Annotated in this window: 14 protein-coding genes; 3 read left to right on the top strand and 11 right to left on the bottom strand. The window is 34.2% G+C overall.

Annotated features, from left to right (window positions below; all coding sequences use genetic code 11):
• Window positions 1-78: 78 nt before the first annotated feature.
• The 8 genes from QM956_RS04375 to QM956_RS04340 all read right to left on the bottom strand — a co-directional run bounded on the left by QM956_RS04375 (window position 79) and on the right by QM956_RS04340 (window position 7,240).
• Window positions 79-585 carry a hypothetical protein gene (locus QM956_RS04375; protein ID WP_261023064.1) on the bottom strand — a complete coding sequence of 169 codons (507 nt, stop codon included), beginning with the start codon at window positions 583-585 and terminating at the stop codon, window positions 79-81.
• 18 nt (window positions 586-603) lie between these two features.
• The gene (locus tag QM956_RS04370) at window positions 604-918 is read right to left on the bottom strand and encodes a PTS cellobiose transporter subunit IIA (RefSeq protein ID WP_001070943.1); all 315 of its coding nucleotides are present in this window, start codon (window positions 916-918) and stop codon (window positions 604-606) included.
• Window positions 919-927: 9 nt separating this feature from the next.
• Entirely contained in the window at window positions 928-2,901 is a 1,974-nt protein-coding gene (locus QM956_RS04365) for a BglG family transcription antiterminator (protein WP_414302260.1), read from the bottom strand.
• 123 nt (window positions 2,902-3,024) lie between these two features.
• A complete protein-coding gene (locus tag QM956_RS04360) occupies window positions 3,025-3,339 on the bottom strand; it encodes a PTS cellobiose transporter subunit IIB (protein WP_153210704.1) in 315 nt (104 codons plus the stop codon).
• A gap of 129 nt (window positions 3,340-3,468) precedes the next feature.
• Window positions 3,469-3,708, bottom strand: a complete 240-nt coding sequence (locus tag QM956_RS04355) for a SemiSWEET transporter (protein ID WP_261020263.1) — start codon at window positions 3,706-3,708, stop codon at window positions 3,469-3,471.
• Between the two features lie 51 nt (window positions 3,709-3,759).
• Window positions 3,760-5,196 carry a 6-phospho-beta-glucosidase gene (locus QM956_RS04350; RefSeq protein WP_261020262.1) on the bottom strand — a complete coding sequence of 479 codons (1,437 nt, stop codon included), beginning with the start codon at window positions 5,194-5,196 and terminating at the stop codon, window positions 3,760-3,762.
• 189 nt (window positions 5,197-5,385) lie between these two features.
• Complete coding sequence (locus QM956_RS04345; RefSeq protein WP_261020261.1) at window positions 5,386-5,724, bottom strand: antibiotic biosynthesis monooxygenase family protein; 339 nt, start codon at window positions 5,722-5,724, stop codon at window positions 5,386-5,388.
• 79 nt (window positions 5,725-5,803) lie between these two features.
• Complete coding sequence (locus QM956_RS04340; RefSeq protein WP_261020259.1) at window positions 5,804-7,240, bottom strand: glycoside hydrolase family 1 protein; 1,437 nt, start codon at window positions 7,238-7,240, stop codon at window positions 5,804-5,806.
• A 108-nt stretch (window positions 7,241-7,348) separates the two neighbouring features.
• On the opposite strand from QM956_RS04340, the gene QM956_RS04335 reads away from it, so the two are divergent.
• The 3 genes from QM956_RS04335 (at window position 7,349) to QM956_RS04325 (ending at window position 9,778) form a co-directional block, all read left to right on the top strand.
• Complete coding sequence (locus QM956_RS04335) at window positions 7,349-8,230, top strand: helix-turn-helix transcriptional regulator (protein ID WP_261009167.1); 882 nt, start codon at window positions 7,349-7,351, stop codon at window positions 8,228-8,230.
• A gap of 96 nt (window positions 8,231-8,326) precedes the next feature.
• Complete coding sequence (locus QM956_RS04330; protein ID WP_261009168.1) at window positions 8,327-9,166, top strand: HAD family hydrolase; 840 nt, start codon at window positions 8,327-8,329, stop codon at window positions 9,164-9,166.
• 9 nt (window positions 9,167-9,175) lie between these two features.
• Window positions 9,176-9,778, top strand: coding sequence for a histidine phosphatase family protein (locus QM956_RS04325; RefSeq protein WP_261009169.1), 603 nt, complete (start codon window positions 9,176-9,178; stop codon window positions 9,776-9,778).
• Between the two features lie 95 nt (window positions 9,779-9,873).
• Here QM956_RS04325 and QM956_RS04320 read toward each other — a convergent pair whose 3' ends face one another.
• The 3 genes from QM956_RS04320 to QM956_RS04310 all read right to left on the bottom strand — a co-directional run.
• Window positions 9,874-10,689, bottom strand: coding sequence for a PRD domain-containing protein (locus QM956_RS04320; protein ID WP_261009170.1), 816 nt, complete (start codon window positions 10,687-10,689; stop codon window positions 9,874-9,876).
• Window positions 10,690-10,772: 83 nt separating this feature from the next.
• Window positions 10,773-12,665 carry a beta-glucoside-specific PTS transporter subunit IIABC gene (locus QM956_RS04315; protein ID WP_261009171.1) on the bottom strand — a complete coding sequence of 631 codons (1,893 nt, stop codon included), beginning with the start codon at window positions 12,663-12,665 and terminating at the stop codon, window positions 10,773-10,775.
• A gap of 1,131 nt (window positions 12,666-13,796) precedes the next feature.
• Window positions 13,797-17,365: SIALI-17 repeat-containing surface protein (locus QM956_RS04310; protein WP_414302259.1), on the bottom strand; the 3,569-nt coding region annotated here is incomplete at its 5' end.

The raw sequence follows: 17,365 nt of genomic DNA, 5'->3' as shown, positions 1-17,365 counted from the left end.
AATAGACCTCCTTAATAAAACATAATAATTTTTACTTTTTAAAGACTAGTTTCAAATACAAATGATACTAGATCAGGATTATAAACTAAGTGAGTTCTTTTCCAATTGGACAAATTGTTGATAAGCCTTATCTGTTCGTTTATAAATTTTTTTAATTCTTCTAATGTCTAACAAACTCAGAACTAAACCTAATAGAAGAACTACAAAAACAAATAAACGTGCTACTTGGTTATTTTCAAAAATCGGAAAAAGATTCGTAAACCAACTTGTCCAAGTTAAAACAAGTAATCCTATTGAAATAAGCATTTGTATTCTAACAAACATTAGTGTTACTCCCAACTTTTCTTTCCTATTTCCATAAAGTTTAAATTGTTCAACAGTTGCTAAAATAGAAAATACTATGAGCATAATGGGGAAAATAATAATAGGCGAGGGACTAATAAACTGATTCAAAAGCCAATAAATATTCCCAAAAAAGAAGAGTGCTATTGAATAACGTAGAAGAAGATATCGATTAAAAAAAGTATTAGTTAGAGCCATCTCTCGACGTTGTTGTTCAATTTTTTGTCGTTCTTTTCTATCCATATCATTCCCTCCTTATATTTAGTTAACTTTCTTATAAAGAGCTAACATTTCCTTTGCTACTTCTAATAATGTCATAGTGGTCATTAAATGATCTTGAGCATGTACCATGATAATTTCAATTTTAATTTCCACTCCACTTGCGTATTCTTGCAAGAGTTTGGTTTGTGCATGATGCGCTTCAAGAATTATCTCATTTGATTGATTTAATTTACTTTCTGCATCATCAAAACTACCTTCTCTCATTTTTGCAAATGCTTCATGTATTTCTGACCTTGCATTTCCCGAATGCAGGATAATTTCAAATGCTGCAACCTGCAGTTCCTCTTGATTCATATGAACCTCCTATTTTATCTTCTCAAATATGTTAATAAAATCTTCAAAGTTATTGCAAGATATTAGCTGATTTTGCAATTCATCATTCTCTGTCAGAGAGACTATCTTTTTAGTCACAGTTGCCAAACCTTCGTTCCCATATATTGATGGAGATAGAAGAAATACTAGCTGGACATGTGAACTTTGATTATCCCAGAGTAACGAATCTTTACAAATTGCAACCGAAACCTTTCCCTCTGTACCAAAGGGTTGAATAGGATGCGGAACTGCAATTTTTTCAGAAAAAACAACTGAACTTAATTCTTCGCGCTGTTTAATTCCATAAAGTAAAGATTGTTCAAACTCATTTGATTCGCCAACAGATAAACCCTCAATCATCTTTTCAAGTAAATTTACCTTGTCTGATTCAGTACTTATTAAAAAATTTTCTTTACTGAAATACTGTCTGAAGCTGTTGTTTTCAAATTTGCTAATCTTTGATGATTGTACATAACTAGAAACTTGCATCTGATCCATAGCTTTTCGAATCATTTCTATCTCATCACTCTTAAAAAATACACTAACTTTAAAAACTGGAATTTGAAAATATAGATTCGATAAATCAACAGCTGATACTATAAAATCTATTCCTCTAAGTTTTTCTTGATTCAATTCATAATAGCCTATTACATCAACAACTTCTACTCGGTTCCCAAACTCCGTTTCCAAGCGATTTCTTAACATTTGGGCTGCACCAAATCCCGTTGCACAAATAGCAAGAATATTAAACTTAGTACTCTCTTTGCTACGTTCCATAGCAGCTAAAAAGTGAAGACTTACATATGCTATTTCATCATCTGATATTGACCACTCTATGAACATATCCATATTTGCAAGAATTTCTCTAGTCATAAAGAATATATCACTATAATTCTGTTTAATTTCATCTACCAAAGGGTTATTTAAGGTAATCCGACTTTCTAAACGTACTTGTAGTGTCATTAGATGAGTTATCAATCCTTCAATTAGTTGGAAATCTGAAGAAAAGTTATATATATCATCTAATCCTAAATCCTGAAATGTTTTAAATAAAGATTTTTTTAAAACTTCTTCAGAAATATTCTTCTGATTTTTTTGACATTGTTGACTCTTAGCTAACAAATGCAAAGTAATGTAGTCTATTTCCTGAACTGGAAATTCCTGATTTGTTACTTGACTTACTTTAGAAAGAATTCTTTGGGCAACCTTTCTCTCTATTGCATCATCAGTCATCTGACAGTCTATATTTTTTATTTCAAATCCGGATTTTAAACGAATCATAGACAATGCTATGTGAACTACTAAGTTCTGTAGTACAAAATCAGATAGTTTTAGGTTGGCCTCTTGGCATTCATCCAAAACAATTCTAGCAAATTCTTCTAATGGAACAGTTTGATCAAAAAAGTTAAATTTCACATAGCAATGTATTGCTTTAAAAAATTGATTCTCTAGGAAATAATTTATGATAAAACGTCGTTTATTACGTTCCTCGCCTGAGACATAAACTCCTTTATTCGCCCTACTCTCAATAGACAAATTATACTCTGATAACATCACTCGTATCTTTTTGAAATCATGAGATAATGTTGAACGACTAACGTAAAGTTCATCAGCTAAATCATCAAAAAGAACTGGAACTTGCTCAAATAATAATTTATTTAAGATAAATACTAAACGATCATCACCTTTTGAAACCGCAGTTTTCGTATAGTCTTCTTCCAGTTCATAAGTTTGTCTAAACTCCTGGTAAGCGCCTTGATTTCCAAAAAATATTTGATACCCTTGACCTTGTTTTGAAATCAACTGGACGCCTTGAATTATCATGGTCTTCTCAATTAGTTTCAGTGCATTACGAACAGTTCTATCTGAACAGGATAAATATTCTGCCAGTTCTTTGCTTGTAACAAAACGTTCCTTATTTTTTATTAAAAATTGAAGGATATCTTTCTCTTTAATGTTTAACACATTTATTCCCTCCTAAAACGTAGGTTTTCATATATTAAAGCATATTATACACTTAAATCAGTTTATATCAAACTCAAAACAATTTAGCTTAACTTAAATATTTAATGGCATTTTATATGTTTATTAAATATTCTCAAGAATCAAATTGGCCATTTTTTCAATACCCATTGGAATAGGAATATATGCTTGAGGAGGTATTTGTACAACTGGTTTTCCTGCTTTAGAACCAGCCTCTTCAAATTGCTTAAAGTACATTTTTGTTTGGGGACTAACAAGATATAAATCAAAATCCGCTACTGCGATAGCTTTCCCTCCTTCAGTAGCACTAATAGCATCAACCACAATATCTTTCCCTTTTCCTTTTAGAAATTCTGTGGTTTTCTTTGCCATAAGTGATGAAGACATTCCTGCTGCACAAATAATTAAAGCTTTTGCCATAATATTTTCTCCTTTTCTTAAATCCAATCAAAGCTGTGCTAAGTTGGCTTATTTGTTATCTAATCTCATTATAAGATAAAGCGTTTTCAATGACAATTCCCTCATTTTCCTAAATGATATGGAAAAAAATTATTTATACTTCAATTTATAAAATAAAATTATTCCTGAGAGTAGAAATGAAACACTATTTGCTAAAATCAAAGGCAAGTCTCCTATACGAATACCATGAGCAAGCCACAATGCAATACCAATAACTTGCATAACATACATACCTAGAGCAATAGATCCTGTGTCCTTTGTCTTAACTACATGAAAAACTTGTGGTAAAAATGCAAATGTTGTTAAAATTGCTGCAATACTTCCAATCATATGTCACCCCAATTTACTAAACAAACTGAGAATAATCTCAGTTTGTTTACACTATTCTACTGATTCGCCATTAGATGAAATAACTTCCTTATACCAACCAAAAGATTTTTTCGGGAAACGGTTATAACTTCCCTGACCATTATCATCTTTATCTACATAGATAAAGCCATAACGTTTCCTCATTTCACCGGTACCAGCTGAAACCAAATCAATACATCCCCATGGAGTATAACCCATTAAATCAACACCATCTTCAACTACAGCCTTTTTCATTTCACGAATATGGGCACCTAGATATTCAATTCTATAATCATCATGTACCATACCATCTGCTGCAACTTGATCTATAGCTCCAAAACCATTTTCAACAATAAAGAGTGGTAAGTGATAGTGGTCTGTAAACCAATTTAACGCATAACGCAAACCTTCTGGATCAATTTGCCACTCCCATTCAGAAGCCTTAACATAATTATTTTTTACTAAATCCTCTGTTTCAAGATAATCAAAATAAGGATTATTTTCACGATGAGAGTCGATAGCAAAGGACATGTAGTAACTGAAACCAATGTAATCTACAGTCCCACCAAGTAAATCTTCTTTATCCTGCTCTGTAAAATCAACTGAAATACCTTTTCGTTCCCAATACTTAAAAATATGTTCAGGATATTTACCTAAAACATGCACATCAGCAAAATAATAACGCTTCTGCATAGCTTTCATTGCCATTAAGATATCCTTAGGATTGCAAGTCGCTGGATAAATTGGACACATCGCAATCATACAACCTATTTGAAAATCTGGATTAATCTCATGACCAATTTTTACAGCTCGTGCAGAAGCAACTAATTCGTAATGTGCTGCTTGATACATAATTGCTTCTCTATTATCACCTTCCTCATATACAATACCTGAGTTAGTAAATGGTGCAAAATCTTCCTGATAATTCGCTTGATTATTGATTTCATTGAAAGTCATCCAATATTTAACCTTATCTTTGTAACGTTTAAATACGACTTCTGCAAAACGAGCAAAGAAATCAATCAATTTCCTATTTTTCCAACCACCATATTCGGTCACTAAGTGATAAGGCATTTCAAAATGAGATAGAGTGATGACAGGTTCAATACCATTCTTTAAGCATTCATCAAAAAGATTATCATAAAACTGTAATCCTTCTTCATTCGGCTCTAACTCATCACCTTTTGGAAAAATACGTGTCCATGCAATAGAGGTACGGAAGCACTTGAATCCCATTTCAGCAAAAAGTGCTATGTCTTCTTTATAACGATGATAAAAATCTATCGCCTCATGATTTGGATAATATTTACCCTCTAAAACTCCCGAAGTAATTTCACGAGCTACTCCATGGCGACCAGCAGTCATAACATCAGCAACACTAATTCCCTTGCCACCTTCTTGCCATCCGCCTTCAAGTTGATGAGCAGCAACAGCTCCACCCCATAAAAATCCATCTTTAAAAGTAGTCATCTTTTTTCCTCCTGACTTTGATACTCTTATTATAAACCTCAAACCAAAAGATGAAAACGCATTCTTTTTCCTTATTATTAAGGAAAGAAGTAATTTCAAATGGAAATAGAACAATATCTTCTTGTATTCTCGTAATGATATCTTTACGATTTGCAATACTTTCAAACTACAAAAACTCTCACAATAATTCTAATCCCCCATGTCTATAAACGACTTATCGCTTTCTGGTATCCCAAAATCATCTTCTATATAACGTTCAACTTGCATCTGCAAGTGATATTTTTTTCTTAAATCTAAGATTTTCTGCATTATCTTTGATTGATGATGTTTATCTAAAGCTTCTTGATTTATCCACTGATCAATAAGGAGAATAGTTCCCTCTTTTTCAATTGGTAAAAAATATTCGTATTTCAAGTTACCTTTTTGATTTCTAATTTCTTCAACAAGGCCACTATCAAGCATTTCTCTTGCAAACTTTATTGCACTATCTCCATCACCCTTATAATATACATGAATAATCAATGTCATCTCATATCCTCCAAAATCATCCTTCAATTTAAAAAAAAAAACAAGTTCAGATGAGGATCTAAACTTGTTTTTTTATGAACTAATTATCTAACGTTTCGCCATTACTTTCAATCACTTCTTTATACCAATAAAATGATTTTTTCTTATAGCGATTTAATGTTCCAGATCCATCATCATTTCTGTCTACGTAAATAAATCCATAACGCTTACTCATCTGGGCCGTTGAAGCTGATACTAAATCAATACATCCCCATGTAGTATAACCTAACAATTCTACTCCATCCTCAATAGCTTCACCTACTTGTTGTAGATGTTTTTTGAGATAATCGATTCTATAGTCATCATCAACAGTAGGTCCATCCGCACCCTCAATTAGAACGTCTTTAGCACCCAAACCATTTTCAACAATAAACAACGGCAACTGATAACGATCATAAAGATTATTCAACACTATACGTAAACCAATAGGGTCAACTTGCCAACCCCATTCTGAACTTTCCAAATAAGGATTAGCAATTCCTCCCAATAAATTTCCAATGCCTGATTGATAATTTTCAGAATCATGTGCTTGAACCGAACTCATATAATAAGAGAAAGAAATAAAATCCACAGTATTTTCAGCTAATAACTCCTTATCCCCTGATTCAAATTTGATATTGATATCATTTTCTTTAAAGAATCTTTGAATATATTTAGGATATTTACCGCGAGCATGAATATCTGAAAATAGATAATTCTGATTCTCAAATTCACGCGCAGCCAGCACATCTTCTGGCTTCGGTGTCATAGGATATGTTGGCATAGCCAAAACCATGCATCCAATTTTAAATTCTGGATTGATTTCATGTCCAACTTTCGTTGCCAAAGCGGATGCAACTAACTCATGGTGAACCGCTTGATAAAGATCTTGTTTAGATAATTTCTCGACTGGAGTTGCAATACCGCCACTTATAAAAGGAACATGTAAAACGGAGTTGATTTCGTTAAAAGTCAACCAATATTTGACTTTATTTTTATAACGATTGAAAACAGTTCTTACATAACGCTCATAAAAACCAATCAAATCACGATTAACCCATCCATTATATTTTCTAGCCAAGTGAAGTGGAGTTTCATAATGTGATAATGTTACTAAAGGTTCTATTCCATATTTAGCTAGTTCGTCAAAAAGATTATCATAAAACTGTAAACCTTCTTCATTTGGTTCCAATTCGTCACCATTTGGAAAAATGCGTGACCATGCAATTGATGTTCTAAATACCTTAAATCCCATTTCTGCAAATAAAGCAACATCTTCTTTATAACGGTGATAAAAATCAATTCCTTCCAATTTAAGATTATCTTCTGTAGGTAGTTCTGTAATGAATGGATTTAGATCATTATCACTTACTGGAACTCCGCCCCTAGGTGTCACATCTTGAACCGATAAACCTTTACCACCTACATTATAAGCACCTTCATACTGGTTAGCTGCTGTAGCTCCACCCCATAAAAATTCTTTCGGAAATTTACTCATTTAATTTCTCCTTTATTTTTTTCTATACTTATATTATAATTAAAAAAAAGTTACGAATCTTGCACAATAATAACAAAAACCGATACTATACTATGAAGAAAGCCTATTATGATTAATCTTGGACAACTACATAAAAACACCCCTTATAAAAATGAATTAATCCCCTATTCGATTACACGGACTATTATGGAAGATGGCCTACCAGATATCCTGTTTCACTGGCATACAGACATGGAAATCATATACGTACACGAAGGACAAGCAAGATTCCATATAGATACAGACTATTTTAACAGTGAAAAAGGAGATATTATTTTAATACGTCCTAATGCTTTACATTCTATACATCCAATTGAGAATACCTATCACTATATGGATGCAATCAACTTTCAATTAGACTTAATTGGTTATTCTACAAAAGATTTTGCAGCAATTCATTACTTACACCCCCTATATAATGGACAACTAGACTTTAAACATGTGATTAAACCTAATCAACCTGGTTATACAGAAATTAGACAAATACTAATTAATTCTATGGAAATAGGATACTATAGGAAGACATTTTTTGAACTAGAATTAAAAAGTGAGTTACTAAAACTTCTTCATCTTCTCTTTCAATATAATTACGTTTATTCAAGTAAACAATCAATAGATGGTTATCGTAGAGAAGAAAAAATTAGGACAATTATCGATTATATAAGCGAACACTATCAGAAAGATTTATCAATCAATCTTCTAGCAGAACTATGTGGCTATAGTCCAACACATTTTATGAATTTCTTTAAAAAAAATTTAGGAGTTAGTTGTATGGACTATCTTATCCACTATCGTTTACGTAAAGCTACTGAACTTCTTCAACACTCAACTCTATCAGTTCTAGAAATTTCCTCAGAGGTAGGTTTTAAAAACTTATCAAACTTTAATCGCCAATTCAAAAAAGTTTACAAAACTACTCCCCGAAAATATAGAGAAGAAATGGATAAATAGATGTTTTACCATAGAAAAGTATTACAATTGGCTAGAATATCAGTAGAAACATTTATTATCATACTGTAAAATCAAGCTAAAGAATGGAGTAAAAGTATGAAAAAAATTATCTTCCTTGATGTTGACGGGACCATTGTTGACTACGATAACCACATACCCGATTCAGCTAAAATAGCTATCCAACAATCCCGAAAAAATGGACACTTAGTATTCCTTTGCACTGGACGAAGTAAAGCTGAGATGCCAAATAAAATTTTAGATATTGGCTTCGATGGTATCATTGGAGGAAATGGTTCCTACATTGAGTACAAAAATCAAGTTCTCATGCATCAACTAATTCCGTATGAGACCACCAAACAAGTTGTTGATTGGCTTGAATCAAGAGGATTAGAGTTCTATCTTGAAAGTAATAACGGATTATTTGCGAGCCGTAATTTTCGTGATGCTGCAAGACAGATACTACGCATCTATGCCTTAGGTAAAGGAGCTAGTGAAAACCAAATTTTAAACATGGAGCCAGAAGATGCGCTACATGGATTAGTTTATGGTGGAGAACTATACCGAGACGATCTTAATAAAATTAGTTTTATTCTCCATTCATACCAAGATCACTTAGATTCTAAAAAAGCTTTCCCACAACTGAAAGCTGGTACTTGGGGAGGTCGAGGAGAATCAGCTCTGTTTGGTGATTTAGTAGTAAAGAATATCAATAAAGCACATGCTGTTGACATCATTCTTAAGCATTTAGGAGCAAATCATATTGATACAATTGCTTTTGGTGATGCTAAAGTTGATATTCCGATGCTCGAAACCTGCCATATTGGTGTTGCTATGGGTAATGGCGGTCCTGAAATACTAGCTATGGCTGATATTATAACAGATGATGTTCGACAAGATGGACTTTATAATGCCTTTAAAAAACTTAATCTACTGTAGGATAGTAACATGAAAAAAACTCTCTATTTAATGCGTCATGGACAAACTCTTTTCAACAAACGTCATCTTATACAAGGTTGGTGTGATTCTCCGCTAACAGACTTTGGGATTTACCAAGCTCAAATAGCTGGCCAATATTTCAGAGAGCAAGGGATTACATTTGATACTGCTTTTAGTTCAACATCTGAGCGAGCATGCGATACTTTGGAAATTGTAACTGATGGAAAAATGCCTTATGAACGAATTAAAGGTCTAAAAGAATGGAATTTTGGTGTTTTTGAAGGAGAAAGTGAAGAACTTAATCCATCTATTCCTTACGAAAACTTTTTCGTCTATTATGGTGGAGAATCACAATTAGAATTACAAGAGCGAATAAATAACACTATTTGTTCGCTTATGAAGGAAGCTAAGGGCAACTCTATCCTTATTGTGTCCCATGGAGCAGCTATTCGAAATTTTGCTAGAGTCTGGGAAAAATATGAAAAAGTTAAAATAGAAACTAATATGACAAATTGTTGCATTCTTAAATTCTCATATTCAGACGATATTTTTTATCTAGAAGAAGTTATTAATCATGATTTTAGCAACTGGAATAATAATTCTATTCAATAAAAATTAGATAATTTAATTTATTACATCCGTTAGTTTTAACAATTATCATCTACGACAACAAAAAGTCATGGAAATTTAAAAATCTCCATGACTTTTTATTTCTTTCGAATACGAGATAGATGGATCGTTAAATATAACTGCTCATCATCAGAAATAGAATACTGTCTAGTTTTTTCTAAGTGTAATGCAATCTTTTTAGTTGTTTCATATGCAAAAGGATACTTCTGACACATTAGCTCAAACATTAAAGAATCATCCAATTCTTCTTGTTTCGTATTTGTTAATACACGCTCACAAAAAAATTTTAAATGAGTAATGAATCGTTGAACGTAAACATCATCTTGTTCTAAAGGAATTTCCAAACTATATTTCACAATAGTCATAATTTCTTCCATTAACTGTGTTAAATCTCGAGCATTTGAATTCTGATGATTCAACTCACTATTAACCAGGGTTAAAGCCATAAAACCCGCTTCATCATCGGGTAATTTTTGACCCAAATAGGAACTCAAAAGCTCATTGGCATATAAACCTGCCTCATACTCTTTAGGAAAGAATCGTTTAATATCCCACATGAGAAAATTCTTCATAAAAAATCCGTCACGGATTCTTTGCTCAACTCCATACATATGATCTGCCAACGATAAAAAAGCTGTATCTTTAATAGCATTATCTAATGTACATTTAGCAAAAGATATGGCTTTATCTGCAACTTCTAATAATTCTGCAGGAATTTCAAAAAAAACTTCTCTGTGATTTTGAGATAAAATATAACGTTTATCTATCTTATTTACATCAAGTTCGTCATCAACTTTCTTACCAAATGCTAGACCTCTTCCCATTACAATGATTTCCTGCTCTTTCATTTCAGATAGGACTACATTGTTATTAAATATTTTTTTAATTTTCATGATTTCACCCAATTATTAGTACCTATAGTATAGCACAAAAATGAGGTATGGAAGTTGAATCATCTTCCATACCTCCAATTAAACTATCCAATTTCAAGCAAGTTCTCTTCTAAGTTGACTTTACCACTTGCAATTGTGTTTACACTATGATACTTATTGGTATTTGTAACTATGATTGGTGTTGTAACTGAATAACCTGCTGATTTGATTGATTCAATATCAAAACTCAACAACAATTGACCTTTTTTAACTCTAGCCCCCTGAACTACATGAGCTTTAAAGCCAGATCCATCTAACTCAACTGTATCCATACCAACATGAATCAGTAATTCAGCACCATCATCTGTTGCAAGACCAACAGCATGGTTTGTAGGAAAGAGAAGACGAATTGTTCCATCTGCTGGTGCAACAACTTCCCCAATAGTTGGTTCAATAGCCACTCCTTGTCCCATCGCTCCACTAGAGAATACTGCATCTGGAGTCTCTGAAAGTGGAATAATATTTCCAACAAGTGGGCTAGTAATAACCTGTTCTTTCACTCCAACTTTATCAGTTTCTAAATTTTTACCAACCTGTTTATTTTCCTTTTTCTCAAAAAGTGTTGGTACTGGTAAGAACATTTGAATTGCAAATGAGAGGATAATAGCAATTGCTGTGCCAACTAAAGCTGCATATAAACTTCCAAAATTACCATCTGGACTAACAAGAGATGGGTAAAGGAAAATTCCCAAAGCACCTACTGAATACATAGTTACGTTGAACATACCAACGAATCCACCAACAATACCAGACACGACACAACTGATAATAAATGGCGTACGCATTGGAAGTGTCACACCATAAATAGCTGGTTCTGTAACACCAAAGATTGAAGAAATCAAAGCTGGAGTAGAAATTGCTTTTACCTTGCTTTCTTTCGTTTTAAGAATAATTGCTGCAAGGACACCTGTTTGTGTAAAACATGGCAACAAAGCACCTGCTAGAATAACACCAGACCCTTTTTGAGTAAGTTCAAGTATTGCCAACGGTACAAGTCCCCAATGAAGTCCAAACATAACCATCACTTGCCACAAAGTACCTAGAAGAACTCCATAAATAATAGGATTAAAATTATAAACTGAACTTAGGAATGCCCCTAGTAAATCAGACGCTGCATTAGCGATAGGACCAACTAGTAGGAAAGTCAATGGAATTGAAACAATCAAAGTTACAAACGGCACCACAAAAAGCTTAACTGTATCTGGTGTAATCTTTTTGGTAAATCTTTCAATTCTAGAAGCTACCCATACAGCTAGAATAGCTGGAATAACTGTTGATAAATAACCTCCTGCGGGCATGCTTAAAGGAATTCCAAAAAAGTTAGATACTCCTGCTTCAGTCAACCCCTTAACACTTGCTTCTAAGTTTGGATAAACTAAAGACGCAGCAATTGCTAAAGCGGTAAACTCATTCATTTTAAATTTACGAGCTGCATTCAAAGCAATCATCATTGGCAGAAATTGAAAAAATCCGTCACCAGCTGCGGTCAAAATTAGAGCAACTCCATTATTTGCTGCAGTCCATCCGAAGAAAGCAGTTAAAATAGCTACAATCCCTTTTATAATTCCGGCTGCTGCCAGTGGACCAAGGAAAGGTTGGAAAATGCTTGAGACAATATCAATAAAAGCATCTAAAGGATTCTTCTTAACACTATCTTTTTCATCAGCATCTACTGCTCCACTACCTTGTAATCCGCCTACTGCTAATACTTCTGCATAAACATCCGGAACATGGTTACCTATGACTACCTGATACTGACCTCCTGCTTTAACAATTGTTACTACACCATCTCGCTCCATGAGATAATCTGTATTAGCTTTACTTTCATCTTTAAGTGTAAAGCGTAAGCGTGTTACACAATGCTTAACGCTACTCACATTTTCACGTCCACCAACGTGATTAATAATATCTTGTGCTAACTCAGTATATTTAGCCATCTTGGACCTCCTTATATTTTTTTGGTCATCAGTTGACTACCTATTCCCGGAAAATAGGTAACAAAAAAACCTAAACACATACCAAATAGAAAGCTAAATATCGCTTCTTATCTCGTATTTGTTTAGGTTTTGCCTGCATGACCAGTAACAATCCATGAATTAAGTGTATCACATTTTTTCATTTTTGCAAGCGCTTTTTTAAAAATTTTTTGAGAATTAAATAATGAAGTTTGGCATGAAGTTAGCGAACTACTGTCAACAGAAAATAATTACTCCAACTACTATAGTTGGTTGAGTTTGGAATAGTACGCTGTAGCTACTAAAACATTTCTAGAAATTAATTTGACTTTCCTAATAAAGTTGTTCATATCTTATTTCAATCTACTATATATCATTATTACTTTAGGCATTTAATAAAAAACTTAGAGTTTTATTAAGGATAATTATAATCTTGATTTAGCTAATAAAACTAACTTCCAGGAGCATTTCCCCGAAATGATAACATAATCATTTCTAATTAACATCCAATGGCTGTTGGTGGTTCACTTATCATAATCTTAAAAAGTAATGGTGTGAATTTTATTCTCAAAAATCAAAAAATGAGCTAGAATGTATCAAAAAATTCACACCATTATATATATTTATGAAATTGCGACATATTCATCATTTATCAATCAGTAAATAAGTCTTCCCATTACGTGATATACATTGGTATAATTAACTTATTATCCTCATAGAAAACTATTAAATCACATTCCTCTACTCTAATTATCTTTTCAATATGATCTAAATTAATTATTCTTGGAGAATATAAATGCACTGGGTAACCTTCATCTACATATTTTTTAAATTCTAACTCATCAAGTGAAATGATTTTAGATTTAGGAACTTTGATAACTTCAAAAAACGTATTTTCATAGCTCTGAACATCAAAAAAGAAAGGATGAAATTCGACCTTTCTAGATTTTAGCTTTTCTTCAACCCATCACAGTTAACAAAGAGCAAAAAAACCTTGAGCGTTGCCACTCAAGGTTTTTAGCAGTCTTCCCATCACAGGAAAATAGTTCTTTCATACAATTTGTCCATCACTCATCATTTTCTTTCGAGAAATTAATGACTGCTTTTTGCTGATTAATCTTCTTTTCTTCGACCTACATATAGGCTCAATAGAATACCGCTACCTAGAAGAACAGAGATATAATCAGATTGGCTTCCAGTTTCAGGTAATTTGCCCCCATGGTTTTCTTTAACTGTAGTTGGTACTACTGGGTTAGCATTTACTGGAGTTGCTGGTTGAGCCGGTGTTGGTACTACTGGTTGTTCTGGAACCGCTGGTACTGGTTTAACCGGTACTTCTGGTGTTGGAACAACTGGAGTTGGTTGTACCGGAACTTCTGGAATTGGTACAACTGGTGTTGGAACTTCAGGAATGTTTGAACCTGGTTTGTCATTGACTTCTGGCATTCCTGGTACTCCACCTTTGAATTCTGGTTTGTCATAAATCGGAGGATCAAGTGGTGTTACCCCACCTGTGTATTCTGGTAATTCATGTACTTCAGGCATTCCTGGTACTCCACCTTTGAATTCTGGTTTGTCATAAACCGGAGGATCAAGCGGTGTTACCCCACCTGTGTATTCTGGTAATTCATGAACTGGTGGTGTTGGCATTGCAAATGTTGGTTTTTCTGGTTTGTCATTTGGTGGAGTTATTGGTTTATCATTACATCCACATTTTCCGTCTTTGCCATCTTTGCCGTCTTTGCCGTCTTTGCCGTCTTTGCCGTCTTTGCCGTCTTTGCCGTCTTTAATAACTGTTTCTGTAATCGTACCATCAGAATTAACGATTGTGATAGTATGAGTTCCATTTCCATTATTTTTAACAGTAACTTTTGGTGATTTACCATCTTTGCCGTCTTTAATTACCATTTCTGTTACACTACCATCTGGATTAGTAATTGTAACTACGTGAGTTCCATCATTATTATTTTTAACAGATACAGTTGGTGATTTACCATCTTTGCCGTCTTTTCCATCTTTAATGATAGAAGTATATTCCATTCCGTCTGAATCAACGATTGTTAATGTGTGAGTTCCATCTCCATTATCAACTACTTTAGCTTTTGGTGATTTTCCATCAAAGATTGTAGTCGTTTTTTCTTTACCGTCTGCTCCGGTAACTTTAACAGTGTGTGATCCATCTTTATTGTCGATGATTTCAAGTTTTGGTGATTTTCCGTCACGTACTGTTGTAGTTGTGGTAGTACCATCAGAGTTAACGATTGTAACTGTGTGAGTTCCATCTCCATTATCTACTACTTTAGCAGTTGGTGATTTTCCATCACGTACTGTTGTTTCAGAAACAGTTCCATTTCCGTTTTCTACACGAATTGTGTAAGTACCATCTTTGTTATCTCTAACGGTCGCTACTGGTGATTTACCATCTTTAATGATTGTTTCAGTAGTTGTTCCGTCACCATTTAGAACTGAGATTTTGTGAGTTCCATTTTGTTCGTCTGTAATAGTAACTTTTGGTGATTTTCCATCACGTACTGTTGTTTCAGTTGTAACACCTTCTGGGTTTGTAATAACGATTGTATGACTTCCATCTGGATTATCACGAACTGAAGCTGTTGGTGTACGTCCGTCTTCTCCATCACGACCATTTTTAACAACAAATTGTTTCTTAGTTCCGTCTGGATTTGTAATTGTTACTGTGTGACTTCCATCTGGGTTTTCTGTCGTTTCGGCTGTAGCAGCTTTACCGTCTTTTCCATCTTTTATTGTAGCATTCGTAACATTACCGTCTCCGTCTGTAACTCTAATAGTATGTGTACCATTATTATTATCTGTTACTTCAACTTTTGGAGTCTTACCATCTTTACCGTTTCTGATTACTGTTTCTTTAGATGTTCCATCTGGATTTGTTACAGTAATTGTGTGACTTCCATCTTGATTATCAGTAGTTGTGATAGTTGCAGTTTTACCGTCTTTTCCATCTTTTACTTTAGTTGTTGATTCAGAGCCATCTGGATTTCGAACTGTAATAGAGTGTGTTCCATCTCCGTTATCTGTTACTGTGACAGTTGGTGATTTTCCATCTGCTCCGTTTTCACCTTTTTCACCTTTTAGTCCATCAAGAACTGTTGCAAGTGGTTTTGTAGGATCTAATGGTTGTCCTGGATTTGCTGGATCTTCTACATAAATCTTAGTCTCGTTACCTTCTTTTTTAGCAACTAAAGATTTTCCGTCTTTTCCATCTTTACCGTCTTTAACATTAACAGTTACTGGATCTTTTCCTGGAACAGTAATTGTTACATCTGTGCTCTTACCATCTGCACCTGGTTTTGTAGTGATTTCTGGAGTTTTACCATCTTCACCTTTATCACCTTTAGGTCCTTTGATGTTGCCTGCTGGTTCCCAAGTGTTACCTTTCTTAACGAAGACATCACCTGTTTCTGTATTTACGAATGTGTCTCCATCTTTACCGTCTGTAGCTTGTGGATTTACTTTTCCGTTTAATACTTCTTTACCATCACGACCAGATGCTCCATCTTGAACAAAGACTGTAGTTGGTTGTGTACCATCATGATTATCAACAGTGATTTCTACACCTTTATGATTTGCTTCATCTTTACGAACAGCTGTTACTGTTGGAGATTTACCATCTGCTCCATCTCTAATGACTGCAAGTGGTTTTTCAGGATTTAATGGTTGTCCTGGGTTAGCTGGATCTTCTTGATAAACTTTTGTTTCATTACCATCTTTTACAGTAATTAATGATTTACCATCACGTCCGTCAGCACCTTTTGCTCCATCTTTGATCATTTCTGACCCTAGAAGTTCATCAGTTCCTGGAGTATATTTGCCGTCTCCATTTTCATCTGTGTAGAATGTTACGATTGTGTGAGATGGATTTCCATTTTGTCCTTCAACACGTAATAAGTCAACTTTTGGAGTTTTCCCATTTAGACCATTTTCTCCATTTTTAACATTTACTGTCACTGGATCTTTTCCTGGTACAGTGAATGTAATATCAGAACTGTTCCCATCTTTACCAGGTGTAACTGTTACTTCTGGAGTTTTTCCGTCTTCGCCTTTAGGACCTTTGATGTTTCCTGCTGGTTCCCATGCATTGTCCTTCTTAACGAAGACATCGCCTGTTTCAGTATTAACGAAGCTGTCTCCATCCTTACCTTGGCTTGCTTCTGGATTTACCTTACCATTGAGAACTTCTTTACCATCACGACCTGACTTACCTGTCGCTCCATCTTGTCCATCTTTCACAATGGATGTTTGAATAAGGGTATCAGTTCCTTCTGTATAGTTACCATCACCATCTTTGTCAATGTAGAAGGTTAGAGTGGTTTGTTTCTTATCTTCATCACGGACAGCTTTAACTTTTGGTGTTTGGCCATCTACTCCGTTTTTAACAACTGTTGTAAGGGCTGGCTTACCTTCTGGCTGAGTAATAGTAATTGTATGACTTCCATCTTGGTTGTCTGTCACAGTTACTGTTGGAGTGAAGCCATCTTTACCGTTCTCACCTTTATCGCCTTTAGGACCTTTGATGTTACCTGCTGGTTCCCATGCATTGTCCTTCTTAACGAAGACATCGCCTGTTTCAGTATTAACGAAGCTGTCTCCATCCTTACCTTGGCTTGCTTCTGGATTTACCTTACCATTGAGAACTTCTTTACCAT

The organism is Streptococcus mitis, assembly GCF_047460035.1.
GTDB lineage: Bacteria > Bacillota > Bacilli > Lactobacillales > Streptococcaceae > Streptococcus > Streptococcus mitis_DW.
This window is presented reverse-complemented; position numbering and strand designations above follow the sequence as displayed.